Origin of the sequence: Cupriavidus sp. SS-3 (assembly GCF_035818815.1) — a bacterium.
Taxonomy (GTDB): domain Bacteria; phylum Pseudomonadota; class Gammaproteobacteria; order Burkholderiales; family Burkholderiaceae; genus Cupriavidus; species Cupriavidus taiwanensis_C.
Map to the genome: position 1 here is coordinate 37441 of NZ_JAYLVT010000020.1, position 15054 is coordinate 52494.

General features: G+C 68.0%; 13 protein-coding genes and 1 tRNA gene. 4 read left to right on the forward strand and 10 right to left on the reverse strand.

All coding sequences use genetic code 11. From position 1 onward, the window contains the following. Window positions 1–131: 131 nt before the first annotated feature. From U9J39_RS24380 to ompR, 5 genes are all read right to left on the reverse strand, one after another. Window positions 132–653 carry a carboxymuconolactone decarboxylase family protein gene (locus U9J39_RS24380; RefSeq protein WP_010810111.1) on the reverse strand — a complete coding sequence of 174 codons (522 nt, stop codon included), beginning with the start codon at window positions 651–653 and terminating at the stop codon, window positions 132–134. 105 nt (window positions 654–758) lie between these two features. After that, window positions 759–1307, reverse strand: a complete 549-nt coding sequence (locus U9J39_RS24385) for a peroxiredoxin (protein WP_092317241.1) — start codon at window positions 1305–1307, stop codon at window positions 759–761. 264 nt (window positions 1308–1571) lie between these two features. Next, a complete protein-coding gene (locus U9J39_RS24390; protein ID WP_115709176.1) occupies window positions 1572–2876 on the reverse strand; it encodes an MFS transporter in 1305 nt (434 codons plus the stop codon). Window positions 2877–3078: 202 nt separating this feature from the next. Beyond that, window positions 3079–4428 carry an ATP-binding protein gene (locus tag U9J39_RS24395; protein WP_115709177.1) on the reverse strand — a complete coding sequence of 450 codons (1350 nt, stop codon included), beginning with the start codon at window positions 4426–4428 and terminating at the stop codon, window positions 3079–3081. A gap of 24 nt (window positions 4429–4452) precedes the next feature. Beyond that, entirely contained in the window at window positions 4453–5175 is a 723-nt protein-coding gene (gene ompR, locus U9J39_RS24400; RefSeq protein ID WP_010810107.1) for an osmolarity response regulator transcription factor OmpR, read from the reverse strand. Between the two features lie 314 nt (window positions 5176–5489). On the opposite strand from ompR, the gene U9J39_RS24405 reads away from it, so the two are divergent. Next, the gene (locus tag U9J39_RS24405; RefSeq protein WP_326348310.1) at window positions 5490–5837 is read left to right on the forward strand and encodes a hypothetical protein; all 348 of its coding nucleotides are present in this window, start codon (window positions 5490–5492) and stop codon (window positions 5835–5837) included. On the opposite strand, the gene U9J39_RS24410 is transcribed toward U9J39_RS24405, so the two are convergent. Beyond that, window positions 5834–7096, reverse strand: a complete 1263-nt coding sequence (locus U9J39_RS24410; RefSeq protein WP_326348311.1) for a Zn-dependent hydrolase — start codon at window positions 7094–7096, stop codon at window positions 5834–5836. The genes U9J39_RS24405 and U9J39_RS24410 overlap by 4 nt on opposite strands. Before the next feature lie 51 nt (window positions 7097–7147). Beyond that, complete coding sequence (gene hpnD / locus U9J39_RS24415) at window positions 7148–7984, reverse strand: presqualene diphosphate synthase HpnD (RefSeq protein ID WP_111519829.1); 837 nt, start codon at window positions 7982–7984, stop codon at window positions 7148–7150. A gap of 414 nt (window positions 7985–8398) precedes the next feature. Here hpnD and U9J39_RS24420 point away from each other — a divergent pair, with 414 nt between their 5' ends. Both U9J39_RS24420 and U9J39_RS24425 read left to right on the forward strand, forming a co-directional pair. Next, window positions 8399–9601 (forward strand): efflux RND transporter periplasmic adaptor subunit, encoded by a 1203-nt coding sequence (locus U9J39_RS24420; protein WP_116312454.1) that lies wholly within the window; start codon window positions 8399–8401, stop codon window positions 9599–9601. Window positions 9602–9605: 4 nt separating this feature from the next. Then, a complete protein-coding gene (locus U9J39_RS24425; RefSeq protein ID WP_326348312.1) occupies window positions 9606–12719 on the forward strand; it encodes an efflux RND transporter permease subunit in 3114 nt (1037 codons plus the stop codon). Between the two features lie 42 nt (window positions 12720–12761). Here U9J39_RS24425 and U9J39_RS24430 read toward each other — a convergent pair whose 3' ends face one another. Both U9J39_RS24430 and U9J39_RS24435 read right to left on the reverse strand, forming a co-directional pair. Continuing rightward, on the reverse strand, window positions 12762–13202 hold the full coding sequence (locus U9J39_RS24430; RefSeq protein ID WP_115709184.1) for a hypothetical protein: 441 nt from the start codon (window positions 13200–13202) through the stop codon (window positions 12762–12764). A gap of 262 nt (window positions 13203–13464) precedes the next feature. Continuing rightward, window positions 13465–13551, reverse strand: a tRNA-Leu gene (locus tag U9J39_RS24435). A 244-nt stretch (window positions 13552–13795) separates the two neighbouring features. On the opposite strand from U9J39_RS24435, the gene U9J39_RS24440 reads away from it, so the two are divergent. Further along, a complete protein-coding gene (locus U9J39_RS24440; protein WP_115709186.1) occupies window positions 13796–14164 on the forward strand; it encodes a VanZ family protein in 369 nt (122 codons plus the stop codon). Here the strand turns inward: U9J39_RS24440 and U9J39_RS24445 are convergent. After that, a complete protein-coding gene (locus U9J39_RS24445) occupies window positions 14139–14996 on the reverse strand; it encodes a 23S rRNA (adenine(2030)-N(6))-methyltransferase RlmJ (RefSeq protein ID WP_115680083.1) in 858 nt (285 codons plus the stop codon). The two genes, U9J39_RS24440 and U9J39_RS24445, sit on opposite strands and share 26 nt — an antisense overlap. Window positions 14997–15054 lie beyond the last annotated feature (58 nt).

Genomic DNA, 15054 nt, shown 5'->3' on the forward strand with positions numbered 1-15054 from the left:
CCCGCGCAGGATGCGGCCATGACGGTTGCAGGATGGGGACAGCCGGCAAGTTCCGATGGGAAGCTGCCGGCTGTTGTGCTACGGCGCCCGTTGCCGGGCCGCCAGGGAGGGCGCGGGGGCGCGCGGATGCCTTACTGGGCCGCGATCACGTTGGCCGCGGCCACGATCACCGCGGCAATGCGGCCGACGTCGCGCAGCTGCTGCGCGGTCATGCCCTGTTCATTCTTCAGCAGCTGGTAGTGCGACTTCACGCAGAAGTGGCACTTGCCCACGATCGATGCGGCCAGCGCGTACATCTCGAAACGGCGCTTGTCCACGCCGCCATGGGTGGCGTAGGCGTTCATGCGCAGCCCGGCCGGCTGGCTGGCCAGGTCCGGATCGTCGGCCATCTCGACATACGGATACCAGGTGTTGTTCATGCCCATCAGCGCGGCCGCGGTCAGCGCGCCGTTGGTTTCCTCGGGCGACAGCACGCCGGCATTGCGGATGGCGTCCACCAGCACCTTGCTCTGCGCCGCGAATGCCGCCGCCAGCGCCACGCCGACCGCATCGTTGCCTTCCAGCGAGGAACGGGCGATGGTGCCGTCGACGTTCAGGCGGATGTCCTTGGCGTAGTCGGGGATAAGATTCTTAATCGTGCTGAGGAATTCCATTTATTTCTCCTATCGATCAGGGCTCAAAAAACCCGCGCAAGCGGGTTTCGATGCGGAGGGCGGGGCCCTCCGCGGATCGCCACGGCGTCTGGCGACGGTCAGAAATTACAGCGTGGCGCCACCAACCGCACGGTTGCACGGGCACAGCTCGTCCGTTTGCAGGCCGTCCAGGATACGCAGGACTTCGTCCGGGTTGCGGCCGACGTTCAGGTTGTTCACCGAAACGTGCTGGATGGTGTTTTCCGGGTCGACGATGAAGGTCGCGCGCAGGGCAACGCCGGCGGCGTGGTCACGCACGCCCAGCTGGTCGATCAGCGAACCGGTCACGTCGGCGAATTGCCACTGGTTCAGCTTGTTCAGGTCCTTGTGTTCGCGGCGCCATGCCAGCTTGACGAACTCGTTGTCGGTCGAGCCGCCCAGCACGATCGCATCGCGGTCGGCGAAGTCGCCATTCAGCTTGGCAAAGGCCACGATTTCCGTCGGGCACACGAAGGTGAAGTCCTTCGGGTAGAAGTAGATGATCTTCCACTTGCCTTCGAACGACTTCTCAGTGATGTCTTCGAAAGCCGACTGGCCGTTCTCTTCGTGATTGTTGAAACCCGGCTTGACACCGACGACGTGGAAGGCTTCGAGCTTGTCACCAACGGTCTTCATAGACTTCTCCTGATACGGTTGCAATGAGAGCGGTGCCGCTGCCGCGTGCCCCGGCGTGGGACCGGTGAGTCGGCTGCTGCGGCGGCGTACCGCGACAAAACGTGATTATGCGTCATCATCCGGGCCCGGGCTAATTGATATTCTCAAACGGCCCGATAGGCAAAGCATGTGGCGCGTCGTCGCGCCAGCCCCGCCGATCCGATGGGGCAGTATGCCATGCACGATGACACCGTACATGGCAACTTGGTGACGGTTACGGGGAAATCAAGCCGCCTGCATCGCCGCCTCGCTGCCGCGGCGCGCGCGGAAGATCACCAGCGTGGCAACCAGCCCGCACAGCGCGGCGAACATCAGCCACAGCCCGGGCGCGGCCTTGTTGCCGGTGGCGTGGATCAGGTAGGTCGAGATCGCCGGCGTGAAGCCGCCGAACAGCGCGGTCGCAAGGCTGTAGGCCAGCGAGAAGCCGGTGGTGCGCACCGCGGGCGGCATGATCTCGGTCAGCGCCACCACCATCGCGCCGTTATAGCTGCCATACAGGAACGACAGCCACAGCTCCACCATCAGCAGCCGCGCGAACGACGGCTCGGCCACCAGCCACGACACCGCCGGATACGCGGTCAGCAGCGTCGCCACCGTGAAGCCCAGCAGCAGCGGCTTGCGCCCGACCCGGTCCGACAGCGCGCCCATCAGCGGCAGCCAGATGAAGTTGGACAGGCCCACGCACATGGTGACGATGAGGTTGTCGGTGTCGTCCAGCTTCAGCACGGTCTTGCCGAAGGTCGGCGTGTACGCGGTAATCATGTAGAACGACACCGTGGTCATCACCACCATCATGCAGCCGGCCAGGATGATGCGCCAGTTCTGCAGCATCGAGCGGTAGATCTCGCCGATCGCCGGGCGGTGCTTGCGCGCCTTGAAGGCCTCGGTCTCTTCGAGCGAACGGCGGATCAGGAACAGGAACGGCACGATCAGGCAGCCGACCAGGAACGGGATGCGCCAGCCCCATTCGTCCATCTGCGCCGGCGCCAGCGTGGCGTGCAGGATCACGCCGAGCAAGCCGGCGAAGATCACCGCCACCTGCTGGCTGCCCGATTGCCATGCGACATAGAAGCCCTTGCGCCCGGGTTTGGCGATCTCGGACAGGTAGACCGAGACCCCGCCCAGCTCCACCCCCGCGGAAAAGCCCTGCAGCAGCCGGCCGGCCAGCACCAGCAGCGGCGCGGCCACGCCGATGGTGGCATAGCCCGGCACGCAGGCGATCAGCAGCGTGCCCATGGCCATCAGCACCAGCGTCATGATCAGCCCCTTGCGGCGGCCATGGTGGTCGATATACGCGCCCAGCACGATCGCGCCCAGCGGCCGCATCAGGAAGCCCGCGCCAAAGGTGGCGAGCGAAAGCATCAGCGAGGCAAACTCGTTGCCGCTCGGGAAGAACGTCCTGGCAATGGCGGCGGCGTAGAAGCCGTACACCATGAAGTCGTACATTTCCAGGAAGTTGCCGCTGACGACGCGAAACACGGTGCGGAACCCGTGCTGCGAGCCGGCGGACGCTGCGGTGGTCTCTGACATGGCTGTCTCTCAGTCACCGCCGGTGCGATCCGGCGGCATGATTCTCGGGAGGTATCAGCCAGGCGCGCGCGGGCCGCGCCATGTGGGAGGGGAGTTGCCGCGGGCCTGACGGGCGCCAGTGTGCGCCGCGCCCCTGTCATTGCCCTGTCAAATGCCTTTCAGGAAGCTATCAGCGGCTGTCGAAAACCTGTCAGTGCGCCGCTCAGGCGCGCCGGAAGCATGCGCTGACCACCAGGCCGGTGGCCGGCGCGGCGCGGTTGGCCAGCAGCAGCCGGCCGCCGTTGCGCTGCATGATGCGGTTGACGATGGACATGCCCAGCCCGGCGCCCTTGGCCTCGCTGCGCGCGGCGTCGAGCCGGTAGAATGGCCGCGTCAGCAGCGACAGCTGGCCGTCGGGCACGCCGTTGCCGTGGTCGGCCACGGTCAGCACGGCTTCCTTGTCATCCACGCGCGTGGAGATTTCCACCACCGCCATGCCGGTCTGCTCGTCCTTGGCATAGCGGCGCGCGTTCTCGACCAGGTTGTCGAGGATGCGCTGCACTTCCATGCGGTTGGCCACCGCCATCACCGGCTCCTTCGCGCGCACATGCACGCGCACGTCGTCGTGGGCGGCATAGACGCCGACCGCATCGTGCACCAGCGCCGACAGGTCCACCGGCTCGACTGTCTCCAGCGGCGGGCGGGCGTAATTGAGGAACTGGCCGATGATGGCGTCCATCTGCTCGATGTCGGCGATCATGGCGTCGCGCGTGGTGCCGTCCATCGGCGACATCTCGGTTTCCAGCCGCAGCCGCGTCAGCGGCGTGCGCAGGTCATGCGAGATGCCGGCCAGCATCACCACGCGGTCGTCGTCGAGCTGGCGCAGGTCGCGCACCATCTGGTTGAAGCTGTGGTTGGCCAGCGCCACTTCGCTGGCGCCATGCTCGGGCAGCGGCGGCGGATCGCCGCCGGCGCCGATGGCGCGCGCGGCGTTGGCCAGCCGCTTGAGCGGGTAGTTGACGCGCGCGGTGATAAAGGCCGCGCCGATGATCGACAGCAGCAGCGCGGCGATACTCCACCACAGCCACTGGATGCCGGGCACGCGCTCGAAGCGTTCCGGGCTGATCGCGACCCAGTAGTCATCGCCCTCGATCTCGAAGCTGACCCACACGCCGGGGATGTCGTTGACGGTGGTGGCCAGCACGGTGTCCTCGCCCAGGCGGCTGCGGATCTCCTGCTGCACCAGCGAGGTCAGGAACGGGTTGGCGGTGGGCGCGGCGAAGTCGTCGTCCTTCTCGCGCGGATAGACCTTGATGCCTTCGTTCTGCACCAGGTCCAGCAACAGGAAGCGACGCCGCGCGGGATCGGAATAGAGCAGCGCGGCGCGCGTGAGCTTGACCACGCTGACCACCTGCATGGCGATCTGCTGCGCGCGCGGGGCGCGTTCGAACAGCCGGTAGCTCTGGAACCAGATGCCCAGCGAGATGGCCAGCAGCAGGGCGATCAGCATGAAGGTCCGCCAGAACAGCGAACCAAAGAACCGCGTTGCGGTACGGCCGATTACGGTCGCCACGATAGGAACAGCGGCCGCAATCGGTTATTTCACGCCATCGGGAATGAAGACGTAGCCCAGGCCCCATACCGTCTGGATGAAACGGGGGTTGCTGGGATCCGGCTCGATCAGCTTGCGCAGGCGCGAGATCTGCACGTCCAGGCTGCGGTCGAATACTTCGTATTCGCGGCCGCGCGCCATTTCCATCAGCTTCTCGCGCGACAGCGGCTGGCGCGGATGGCGCGCGAACACCTTCAGCACCGAGAACTCGCCGGTGGTCAGCGTGATCTCTTCGTCGTTCTTGGTCAGCGTGCGCGTCGCCAGGTTCAGCACGAAGTCGCCGAAGGCAAAGGTCTCGGGCGTTTCCGACGGGGCGCCTGGCACTTCGGCCGGGCCCTTGCGGCGCAGCACCGCATGGATGCGCGCGATCAGCTCGCGCGGGTTGAACGGCTTGGGCAGGTAATCGTCCGCGCCCATCTCCAGGCCGACGATGCGGTCCACGTCCTCGCCCTTGGCGGTGAGCATGATGATCGGGGTCTGGTCATTGGCGCCGCGCAGCCGGCGGCAGATCGACAGGCCGTCTTCGCCGGGCATCATCAGGTCCAGCACCAGCAGGTCGAAACGCTCGCGCAGCCAGAGCTTGTTCATCGCGGTGGCGTTCTCCGCCACCAGCACGGTAAAACCCTGTTCGCCCAGATAGCGGCGCAGCAGATCGCGCAGACGCGGGTCATCGTCGACGACAAGAATCTTGTGGCTGGTATTTTCCATGGCGGTATCTTAGCGACTATCGCTTTCGCTCAAAATGGCTTAACAAAACGTTACATACTTTACCCCGTGGTATGGCAGTGTGCATCAATCGTGCGATTACACTGCGCAATCCGTCCATTTCGGCGCCGTGCGCGGCGGTTTTCCGCGCATTTTCGCCGGACGCTCCACGGCTTCCGCCAGCCCGTCCAGCGCCAGCTGGCGCAATGCTTGCAGAGGGCGCGGTGCCGGACGGGGTACCGGAATTCCCGGCTTCAGGGCAGTCCAACAGGCAGTCCAACCACTGCCTTTTCGCGAAGCCAAGACCGCCATTATCAATGAAAGTGAACCGAACCCGGCACGGGCATCCGCAGCATGGTATCGCCGGCGCATGCCTTGCGCTGGCGCTGGCCGTGCTGGCGCTGTGCATGCCGGGCGGGACGGCACTGGCGCAATCGGCGGGTATGGCCAACCTGCTCAAGCGCTATCCGTCGGCGCAGGCGAGCGACCCGAGCAACAGCCAGCGCGAAGCGCGCGCCCGTGCCGAGCGCCACCGCACCGAACAGCGCGAGGCCGAGCGCCGGCGCGGCGAGGAACGCGGCGGCTCGCGGCTGTCGCCGGACGAACGCCGCCGGCTGCGCAAGAATCTCTACGACTTCGGACGCGACATCTACCAGGGCGGCTAGCCGCGCGGCTGGAAGTGGCGCAGGAAATCCACAAAAACCTCCGCGGCCAGCTGCGCATCTTCGGCGGCGATGGTCTCCAGCGGGTTGTGGCTGATGCCGCCGTTGCCGCAGCGCACGAACAGCATCGCCACGTCGGTGACCCGCTGCATCATCATGGCGTCATGGCCGGCCCCTGACGGCAGCTCGAACGCCTGCAGTCCGCGCTTTTTCAGCACCGCCCCGAACTGATCCATCAGCCAGCGCGCGCACGGCGCGTTGTTGACCGGCGGCACGCGCTCCACCTGCGCGCTCAGGCCGCGGCGTTCGGCAATCTGCGCGATGCCGGCGACGATGTCGGCGATAGCGGCCTCGCGGATGGCATCCTCGCCGGCGCGAATATCCATCGAGAAGGTGCAGGCCGCGGGGATGACATTGCTCGAGCCGTCCGGCACCTGCAACTGGCCGACGGTGCCGACCAGCGTCGGCGCCGCCGCGCAGCGCTGCTCCACCAGCAGGATCATTTCGGCCGCGCCCGCCGCGGCGTCGCGGCGCATGCCCATCGGCGTGGTGCCGGCGTGGCTGGCCAGGCCTTCGACGCGCACCGAGAATCGGCTGCTGCCGGCAATCTGCGTGACCACGCCCAACGGCAGCTCATGGTGCAGCAGCACCGGACCCTGTTCGATATGCACTTCGACAAAGCCCAGCAGCGACGCCGGATCGAGCGCCGCGTCGCGCAGCGCCTGCAGCTCGCCGGCGCCGGGCAGGCCGGATGCGGCCAGCGCTTCGCGCAGGGTTACGCCGTCGGCGTCCTGTCGTTCGAGCAGCGCGGCGTCGAAGCGGCCGGCCAGCACGCTGCTGGCCAGGAAGCTGGTCTTGAAGCGCAGTCCTTCTTCCTCGGCGAAGGCCACCACGTCGACGTGATAGGGCAGGCGGATGCCGGCCCGGTTGAGCGCGCCGAGCACGGCGATCGGCAGCAGGATGCCAAGGCGGCCGTCATAGCGCCCGCCATTGCGCACAGTGTCGAAATGCGAGCCGGTCAGCAGCACGCGCGCGTCACGCACTGCGGGATCGGCGGCATAGCGGCCGATGACATTGCCGATGGCATCGATGCGCACCTGCATGCCGGCGGCTTCCATCCACTGCGCCAGCAGGGCCTGCGCAGAGCGGTGGGCGGGCGTCAGGTAGGCGCAGGTCAGGCCGCCCTCCATGTCGGAGAAACGGGCGAGTTCGTCGGCATGGGCGAGGATGGTGTCGCCGAGGGAGGCGGAGGTCTGCGTCATGGCGGTACGGCTTGGGACAGGTGGTCGGAAAAAGGGGGCGTAGTCCGCGCGCTAGCTGTTGCGCACCCAGGTCTTCCAGGCGATCCACAACTTGCGCAGCGGCGTCAGCGCAATGCGCTGGTTCAGCACCTGGAACTGGCTGGCTTCGAGTTCGTCGAGCAGCGCGTGGTAGATCGCGCCCATCAGCAGGCCGGCGCGCTGGGCGCGACGGTCCTGCCGCGGCAGCAGCGCGAGCGCCTCATGGTACAGCGCGCGGGCCCGGCCGGCGTGGTACTGCATCAGCGCGACAAAGCGACCGGAATGCTCGCCCTTCAGGATCTCGGAAGCCGGCACCTGGAACTGCTGCAAGGTATTGACCGGCAGGTAGATGCGCCCGCGCCGGGCGTCCTCGCCGACATCGCGCAGGATATTGACCAGCTGCAGCGACTGGCCCAGCTTTTCGGCAAAGACCAGCGTCTGCGGATCGGTGTAGCCGAACAGGCGCGCGCTCAGCGTGCCGACCACGCCGGCCACGCAGTGGCAGTAGCGCGCCAGGCCGGCCTCGTCCAGGTAGCGGGTCTGGGTCAGGTCCATTTCCATGCCCTCCAGCACCTCGGCCATCTCGGCCTGGCTCAGGCCGGCGCTGGCGACATGCGGCTGCAGGGCCTGGGTGGTGGGGTGGGTCGGCGCGCCGTCGAACAGGCGGCGCAGCTCGGCACGCCACCAGTCGAGCTGCTGGTGCGCCAGGCCGGCGTCATGGGTGTCGTCGACCACGTCGTCGACTTCGCGGCACCACGCGTACAGCGCGGTGATCGCGCGGCGGCGCTCGGCCGGCAGGAACAGGAAGCTGTAATAGAAGCTCGAGCCGCTCTGGGCGACTTTCTCTTGGCAATACTGATCGGGCGTCACGCCGGTCTCGGGTCGAAGAAGTGGGGAAACCGCTGGGGAACCGCTGGGGAACCGCGCCGGATAAGCGGGGTGCCCGGTCGATGGGGGCAGCCGCGTCGCGGTGCGCCGCCGGCGCGCCGGATTGTAGCACCGCGGCATGGCTGGCCCGCGCGCGTCCGGCGCGGTTCGCCACCCTGTAGGCCGCTTGAAGCTTCATTCCAGGCGTTTCGTCGCCTGCCGTTTGACGCACCCCGGGGCGGTCGTTATATTACTGACCGGCAAGTTATTTAGTGCCCGTGCCGGCGTCCGGACACCCGCCGGCTGCCCGCCGGCCTGCGTCAAGCTGCCACCTCGGCCCGCCCGATCGGGCGGCGTGAACCATGGTGGAGCGCGGCCCGCCCAGCAGTTGTACCCATTCCGACTCGTTGCCTACCGATGCCAGTGCTTTGCCAAGTGCCGGAAGTTGCGGCTGCAGATTCCTCTGTCACCTCCGTCGTCACCACGCCGCAGCGGCAGGCCAGGCGCCCCGGCCCGGTCGTGGCGGCGCTGTCGCTGGCCGGTGCGCTGGTCCTGGCCGGCTGCGGCAAGGCGCCCGAGCCCGCGCCGGAGATCCGCCCGGTGCGCATGATGCAGCTCAGTCCGCACAGTGGCAAGACCGCCTTCGAGTTTTCCGGCGACGTGCGCCCGCGCGTGGAGTCGCGGCTCGGCTTCCGCGTCGGCGGCAAGATCGCGGCGCGGCTGGTGGACGTCGGCGCCGTGGTCAGCAAGGGACAGCCGCTGGCCCGGCTCGATCCCGCCGACCTGTCGCTGGCCGAAGCGGGCTCGCGCGCGCAGTTCGAGGCCGCCCGCACCGATCGCGACCTCGCCGCGGCCGACCTGAAGCGCTACAACGACCTGTTCGCGAAGGGCTTTATCAGCGCCGCCGAGCAGCACCGGCGCCAGGCCAGTTTCGACGCCGCCGAAGCGCGGCTGCGCCAGGCGCAGGCCGGGCTGCGCAGCCAGTCCAACCAGACCGCCTATGCCGTGCTGCATGCCGACGCCGACGGCGTGGTCACCGCCATCGACGCCGAGGTGGGCCAGGTGGTCACCCCTGGCCAGCCGGTGGTGCGGGTGGCGCAGACCGCCGAGAAGGAAGTCGCGATCGGCCTGCCCGAGGACCAGGTCGGCCTGCTGCGCGGGCTGACCGAGGTGACCGTCCATACCTGGGCCGAGCCGCAGCGCGCGCTGCCCGGCCGCGTGCGCGAGATCGCCGCCGCGGCCGACCCGGTCACGCGTACCTACGCCACCCGCGTAAGCGTGCCCAATCCGCCCGCCGACCTCAAGCTGGGCATGACCGCGGTGGTGACCTTCGTTCGCAACGGCGCCGCGCCGGCGCTGCGCGTGCCGCTGACCGCGCTGCTGCAGGAGCAGGGCCGCGACATGGTCTGGATCTACGATGCCGCGTCGGGCACGGTCAAGCCGGTGGCCGTGACGTTGGGCGAAGCCTTCGGCAATGAGATCGAGGTTCGCCAGGGCCTGGCGCCGGGCCAGACCATCGTTACCGCCGGCGCGCACCTGCTGCGCCCGGGGCAGAAGGTGCGACCGCTGCAGACGGTCGCGCCGGCGTCGGCGGCGGCCGCCACCCCGAAGCAGGGGTGAGCGGATGGACCATTCCCGCTTCAACCTGTCACGCTGGGCGCTGGAACACCAGCCGCTGACCCGTTACCTGCTGGTGGTGCTGCTGCTAGGCGGCCTGCTGGCGTTTTTCCAGCTGGGCCAGGACGAGGACCCGCCGTTTACCTTCCGCGTGATGGTGGTGCAGGCCTTCTGGCCCGGCGCCACCGCCGAGCAGATCGCAATCCAGGTCACCGACAAGATCGAGCGCCAGCTGCAGGAAGTGCCCTATGCGGACAAGATCCGCAGCTTCTCCAAGCCCGGCGAGACCACGGTGATCTTCCAGCTCAAGGACACCTCGCCCGCGAAGGAGACCGCGCAGGTCTGGTACACCGTGCGCAAGAAGATCGGCGACATCCAGCAGACCCTGCCGGCCGGCGTGCGCGGGCCGTTCTTCAACGACGAGTTCGGCGACGTCTACGGCACCATCTACGCGCTCTCGGCCGATGGCTTCAATTACAAGGAGCTGCGCGAATATGCCGACCTGGTGCGCCAGGAACTGCTGCGCGTGCCGTCGGTGGCCAAGGTCTCGCTGATCGGACTGCAGGACGAGAAGGTCTATATCGAATTCAACCAGGCGCGCTTTGCCCAGCTGGGGCTGGACATCAACGCCATCGCCGACCAGATCTCGCAGCAGAACAACCTGACCGGCAGCGGCGTGCTGGTGACCCCGAGCGACAACCTGCAGGTGCGCCTGTCGGGCCAGTTCGCCAGCGTGGCAGACCTGGAGAACCTGGTGCTGCGCGGGCCCAACGGCATCGCCAATATCCGCCTGGGCGACATCGCGCACGTATACCGCGGCTATGTCGACCCTACCCAGCAGCGCATGCGCTTCAACGGCAAGGACGTAATCGGGCTCGGTATCTCGATGCAGAAGGGCGGCGACATCATCGAGCTGGGCAAGAACCTGCGCAGCGCCTTCGAGCGGCTGCGCGGCCAGTTGCCGGTGGGCATCGAGATGGACCAGGTGCAGGACCAGCCCGAGGCGGTGCAGCGCTCGGTCGGCGAGTTCGTGCGGGTGCTGATCGAGGCAGTGGTGATCGTGCTGGCGGTGAGCTTTGTCTCGCTCGGCCTGCACACGCGGCCGCTGCGGCTCGATGTGCGCCCCGGGCTGGTGGTGGCGCTGACCATCCCGCTGGTGCTGGCGGTGACGTTCCTGTTCATGAACATCTTCGGCATCGGCCTGCACAAGATCTCGCTGGGCGCGCTGATCGTGGCGCTGGGGCTGCTGGTCGACGACGCCATCATCGCGGTCGAGATGATGGTGCGCAAGCTGGAAGAGGGCTTCTCCAAGATGGAGGCCGCCACCTTTGCCTATACCTCGACCGCGATGCCGATGCTGACCGGCACCCTGATCACCGCGGCCGGCTTCCTGCCGGTGGGGCTGGCGCGTTCGACGGTGGGCGAGTACACCTTCGCCATCTTCGCGGTGACGGCACTGGCGCTGGTGCTGTCGTGGCTGGCGGCGGTCTACTTCACACCATACCTGGGCTACCTGCTGCTCAAGACCCGCGGCCCGGGCGCGGGCGAGGCCCACGAGGTCTTCGACACGCCGTTCTACGCGCGCTTCCGCCGGCTGGTGGACTGGTGCGTCACCTGGCGCAAGCTGGTGATCGCGATCACGCTGGTGGCCTTCGCGCTGGGCATCTACGCCTTCAAGTTCGTCGAGAAGCAGTTCTTCCCGGATTCCAGCCGCCCGGAACTGATGGTGGAGCTGTGGATGCCGGAGGGCACCAGCTTCGCCCAGATGGAGACCGAAGCCAAGCGCTTCGAGCAACGGATCGGCAAGGACCGCGACGTCGCCAGCCTGACCACCTTCGTCGGCACCGGCGCGCCGCGCTTCTACCTGCCGCTGGACCAGATCTTCCCGCAGTCCAACGTGGCGCAGGTGATCGTGATGCCGGCCAGCACCGAAGTGCGCGACGCGCTGCGCCGCCGCGTCATCCAACTGCTCGATGCCGAGTTCCCGTACCTGCGCGGGCGCGTCAAGCTGCTGCCCAACGGGCCGCCGGTGGCCTATCCGGTGCAGTTCCGCGTGATCGGCCCAGACGCCGCCGCCGTGCGCCGGCTGGCCGACCAGGTCAAGGCCGAGATGCGCGCCAACCCCAACACCGTCGGCGTCAACGACAACTGGAACGAGAACGTCAAGATGCTGCGCCTGGAGATCGACCAGGACAAGGCGCGCGCGCTGGGCGTGACCACCCAGGCCATCGCCCGCGTCACGCAGACGGTGCTGAGCGGCGTGCCGGTAGGGCAATACCGCGACGGCGACAAGCTGATCGACATCCTGATGCGCACGCCGCGCAACGAGCGCGATGCAATCTCGGACCTTAACAACATGCTGGTGCCGACCAACACCGGCCGCGTGGTGCCGCTGACGCAGGTGGCACGCGTGACGCTGCGCGCCGAGCCCGGCGTGGTCTGGCGCGAGAACCGCGACTTCGGCGTGACCGTGCAGGCCGACGTGGTCGACGGCATCCAGGGCCCGACCGTCACCGCGCAGATCAACCCGAAGCTGGACGCGCTGCGCGCGCAGCTGCCGCCGGGCTACCGCATCACCGTGGCGGGGGCGGAAGAAGAGAGCGGCAAGGCCGGGGCCTCGATCGCGGCGCAGCTGCCGCTGTGCATCTTCATCATCTTCACGCTGCTGATGCTGCAGCTCCACAGCTTCTCGCGCGCGGCGATGGTGTTCCTGACCGGCCCGCTCGGGCTGATCGGCGCCGCGGCCACGCTATTGCTGCTGCGGGCGCCGATGGGCTTCGTGGCGCAGCTGGGCATCACCGCGCTGCTTGGCATGATCATCCGAAACTCGGTGATTCTGGTCGATCAGATCGAGCAGGACATCCGCGCCGGCGTGCCGCAATGGACTGCGATCGTCGAAGCCGCGGTGCGCCGCTTCCGCCCGATCATCCTGACGGCGGCCGCGGCCGTGCTGGCGATGATCCCGCTGTCGCGCTCGATGTTCTGGGGGCCGATGGCGGTGGCCATCATGGGCGGGCTGATCATCGCCACGGTGCTGACGCTGCTGTTCCTGCCGGCGCTGTACGCGGCCTGGTTCCGCGTGCGGCGGCCCGAAGACGGACCGGGCGCCGTGGCCGTGTGACGGCCGGCGCCAGGGTCCTGCGCTACGTCACCAGGCGTGCGCCTAGTTGCAGATCGTGCCGGGAACCGGCTTGCCGGAGGCGGTCAGCCCCTGGCATGCGTCGCCGCTGGCCAGGCTGGTATCCGACGCCGAGGCCGGCGACAGCTTCAGCTTGCCGGCCACGGTGCAGCAGCCGCGCGGCGGTGGCGGGTAGGGGCTGCGTTTGATAGTGGTCCCGGTTATCGTGGCTGGGGCGCTCGGGGTTACCGAAGTGGTCGGTACCGGAGTCACCTCCGCCGCCGGCACGGCAGCCGCTGCGGCAGCACCGGACTTTGGCGGACCGCCCGCTTCGGCGGACTCTTCCACTTCGGGATAGACGCATTGCCCGTGGTGGCAGATCCGCTCACCTTTGCACTGCATGTCGTACTGGCATCCGGCGGCCTGTGCGAGCGATGTCCAGCCAGCGGCCATCGACGCTGCCAACAGCAAGGCAGGGAATTTCATATGCCCTCCGCGGGGCTGAGGTGATCATGCCGGGCACCACCTGCGCAGTGCGCACGGCGGCTCCGACATCTTCAGCATAGATCGCCGCACGGGTCCGCGAAAGGCGCTGCCACTCAGGTGTTCTACCACCTGCGCCAAGCGCCGCGAATCGGCGCAAACGCGGGCGTCGTCGCTTCGACACGCAGCGGTTGCCGCATGGCCGATCGAAGTCAATCGAACTCTTTTTGGGGGGAGGTTGTCAGCCCGCCACTTGTCGGGCGGGTGGTGCGAGGGAGGGGACTCGAACCCCTACACCATTGCTGGCGTCAGGACCTAAACCTGGTGCGTCTACCAATTTCGCCACCCTCGCGGTCCTTGCGGCGCTGCCCGGGCGGGCGGCCGCGATGCTCGTTGCCGGAGACGAAAGCAAAAAAGGCGGCTGGAAGTGCCCGCCTTTGCCGTCTTCTTGCCGGATCTGCCGCAGGCAGCCCGCAGTGCAACGAGGTTGCGGATTGTAGCGCAAGGCGCGGGGGGAATCCAGCCCCGTGGCGACTGCGCGCCCCGGCGGGCCCGTGCGGCTATATTGTCGGCTTTCCAGACCTTGGTCCCCGCCCATGATTGCCGTTCCGACCCTGACCCCGCTGCGCTGGCGCCTGCTGTTCTGGGCCTGCGCCGCCGCCGTGCTGGCGCTGTCGCTGATGCCGCCGACGCAGCCGCTGCCGACCACCGGCTGGGACAAGGCCAACCACGCGCTCGGGTTTGCGCTGCTGGGCCTGCTGGGCGCTCGCGCCTACGCCGCGCGCGGCTGGCCGCTATGGCTGGGCCTGGTCGCGTATGGCGGCGTGATCGAGCTGTTGCAAGGGCAGACCGGCTACCGCGAGGCCGACTGGCTCGACCTGCTCGCCGACACGGTCGGCGTGGCCGCGGCCATGGCGCTGGACTGGCTGGTGCGCCGGCTCAGCGCTCCTCGGCTTCGAGCGTAAAGCCCGCGCCGTCGTCCTGGCCGAGCAGGTCGACCAGCACGGGCATGGCCTGGCGCAGCGATTCCTGCAGCCGCCACGGCGGGTTGACGATGAACATGCCGCTGCCGTGCAGGCCCAGGCCGCCCTCGACCGGGCGCTTGACCGTCAGGGTCACGTGCAGCCAGCTCTTGAGCGGCAGGCCCTGCAGCTGCACCGGCAACTGCACCGCCTCGCGCCGCTGCACCTGCGGGTACCAGACCGCGTAGACGCCGGTGGCAAAGCGCTCCAGCCCGTCGCGCACGGTCTGCACGGTGCGCGCGTAGTCCTGCTTGTCTTCGTACGACGGATCGACCAGCACCAGCGCGCGCCGCGGCGGCGGCGGCAGGATCGCCTTGATGCCGCCGAAGCCGTCGCCGTCGTACAGCATCACGCGGCGGCCGGCGCCACGGAAGTTGTCGCGCAGCACCTGGATCTCGGTGCTGTGCAGCTCGAACAGCCGCAGGCGGTCGTGCTCGCGCAGCATTTGCCAGGCCAGCCAGGGCGAGCCCGGGTAGTGGCGCAGGTTGCCGTCCGGGTTGAGCGCGCGCACCTGGTCCAGGTATTCGTCCAGCATCGGCGGCAGCGGGGTGCCGCTTGCCGCGGCGCGCCACAGCGGCGCGATGCCGGTCTCGAATTCCGCCTTCTTCTGCGCGTAGGCGTGGTCCAGCGCATAGAGGCCGGCGCCGGCATGGGTGTCGATGTACCAGAACGCCTTGTCCTTCTGCGTCAGGTGCTCCAGCAGTTGCACCACGACGGCGTGCTTGAGGACATCGGCGTGATTGCCGGCATGGAAGGCGTGACGATAGCTGAGCATGTGGAGCAGGGCGCCCTGGCGGCGCAAGATTCGGGGCAGACGGCGGCGTCCGCGGAAA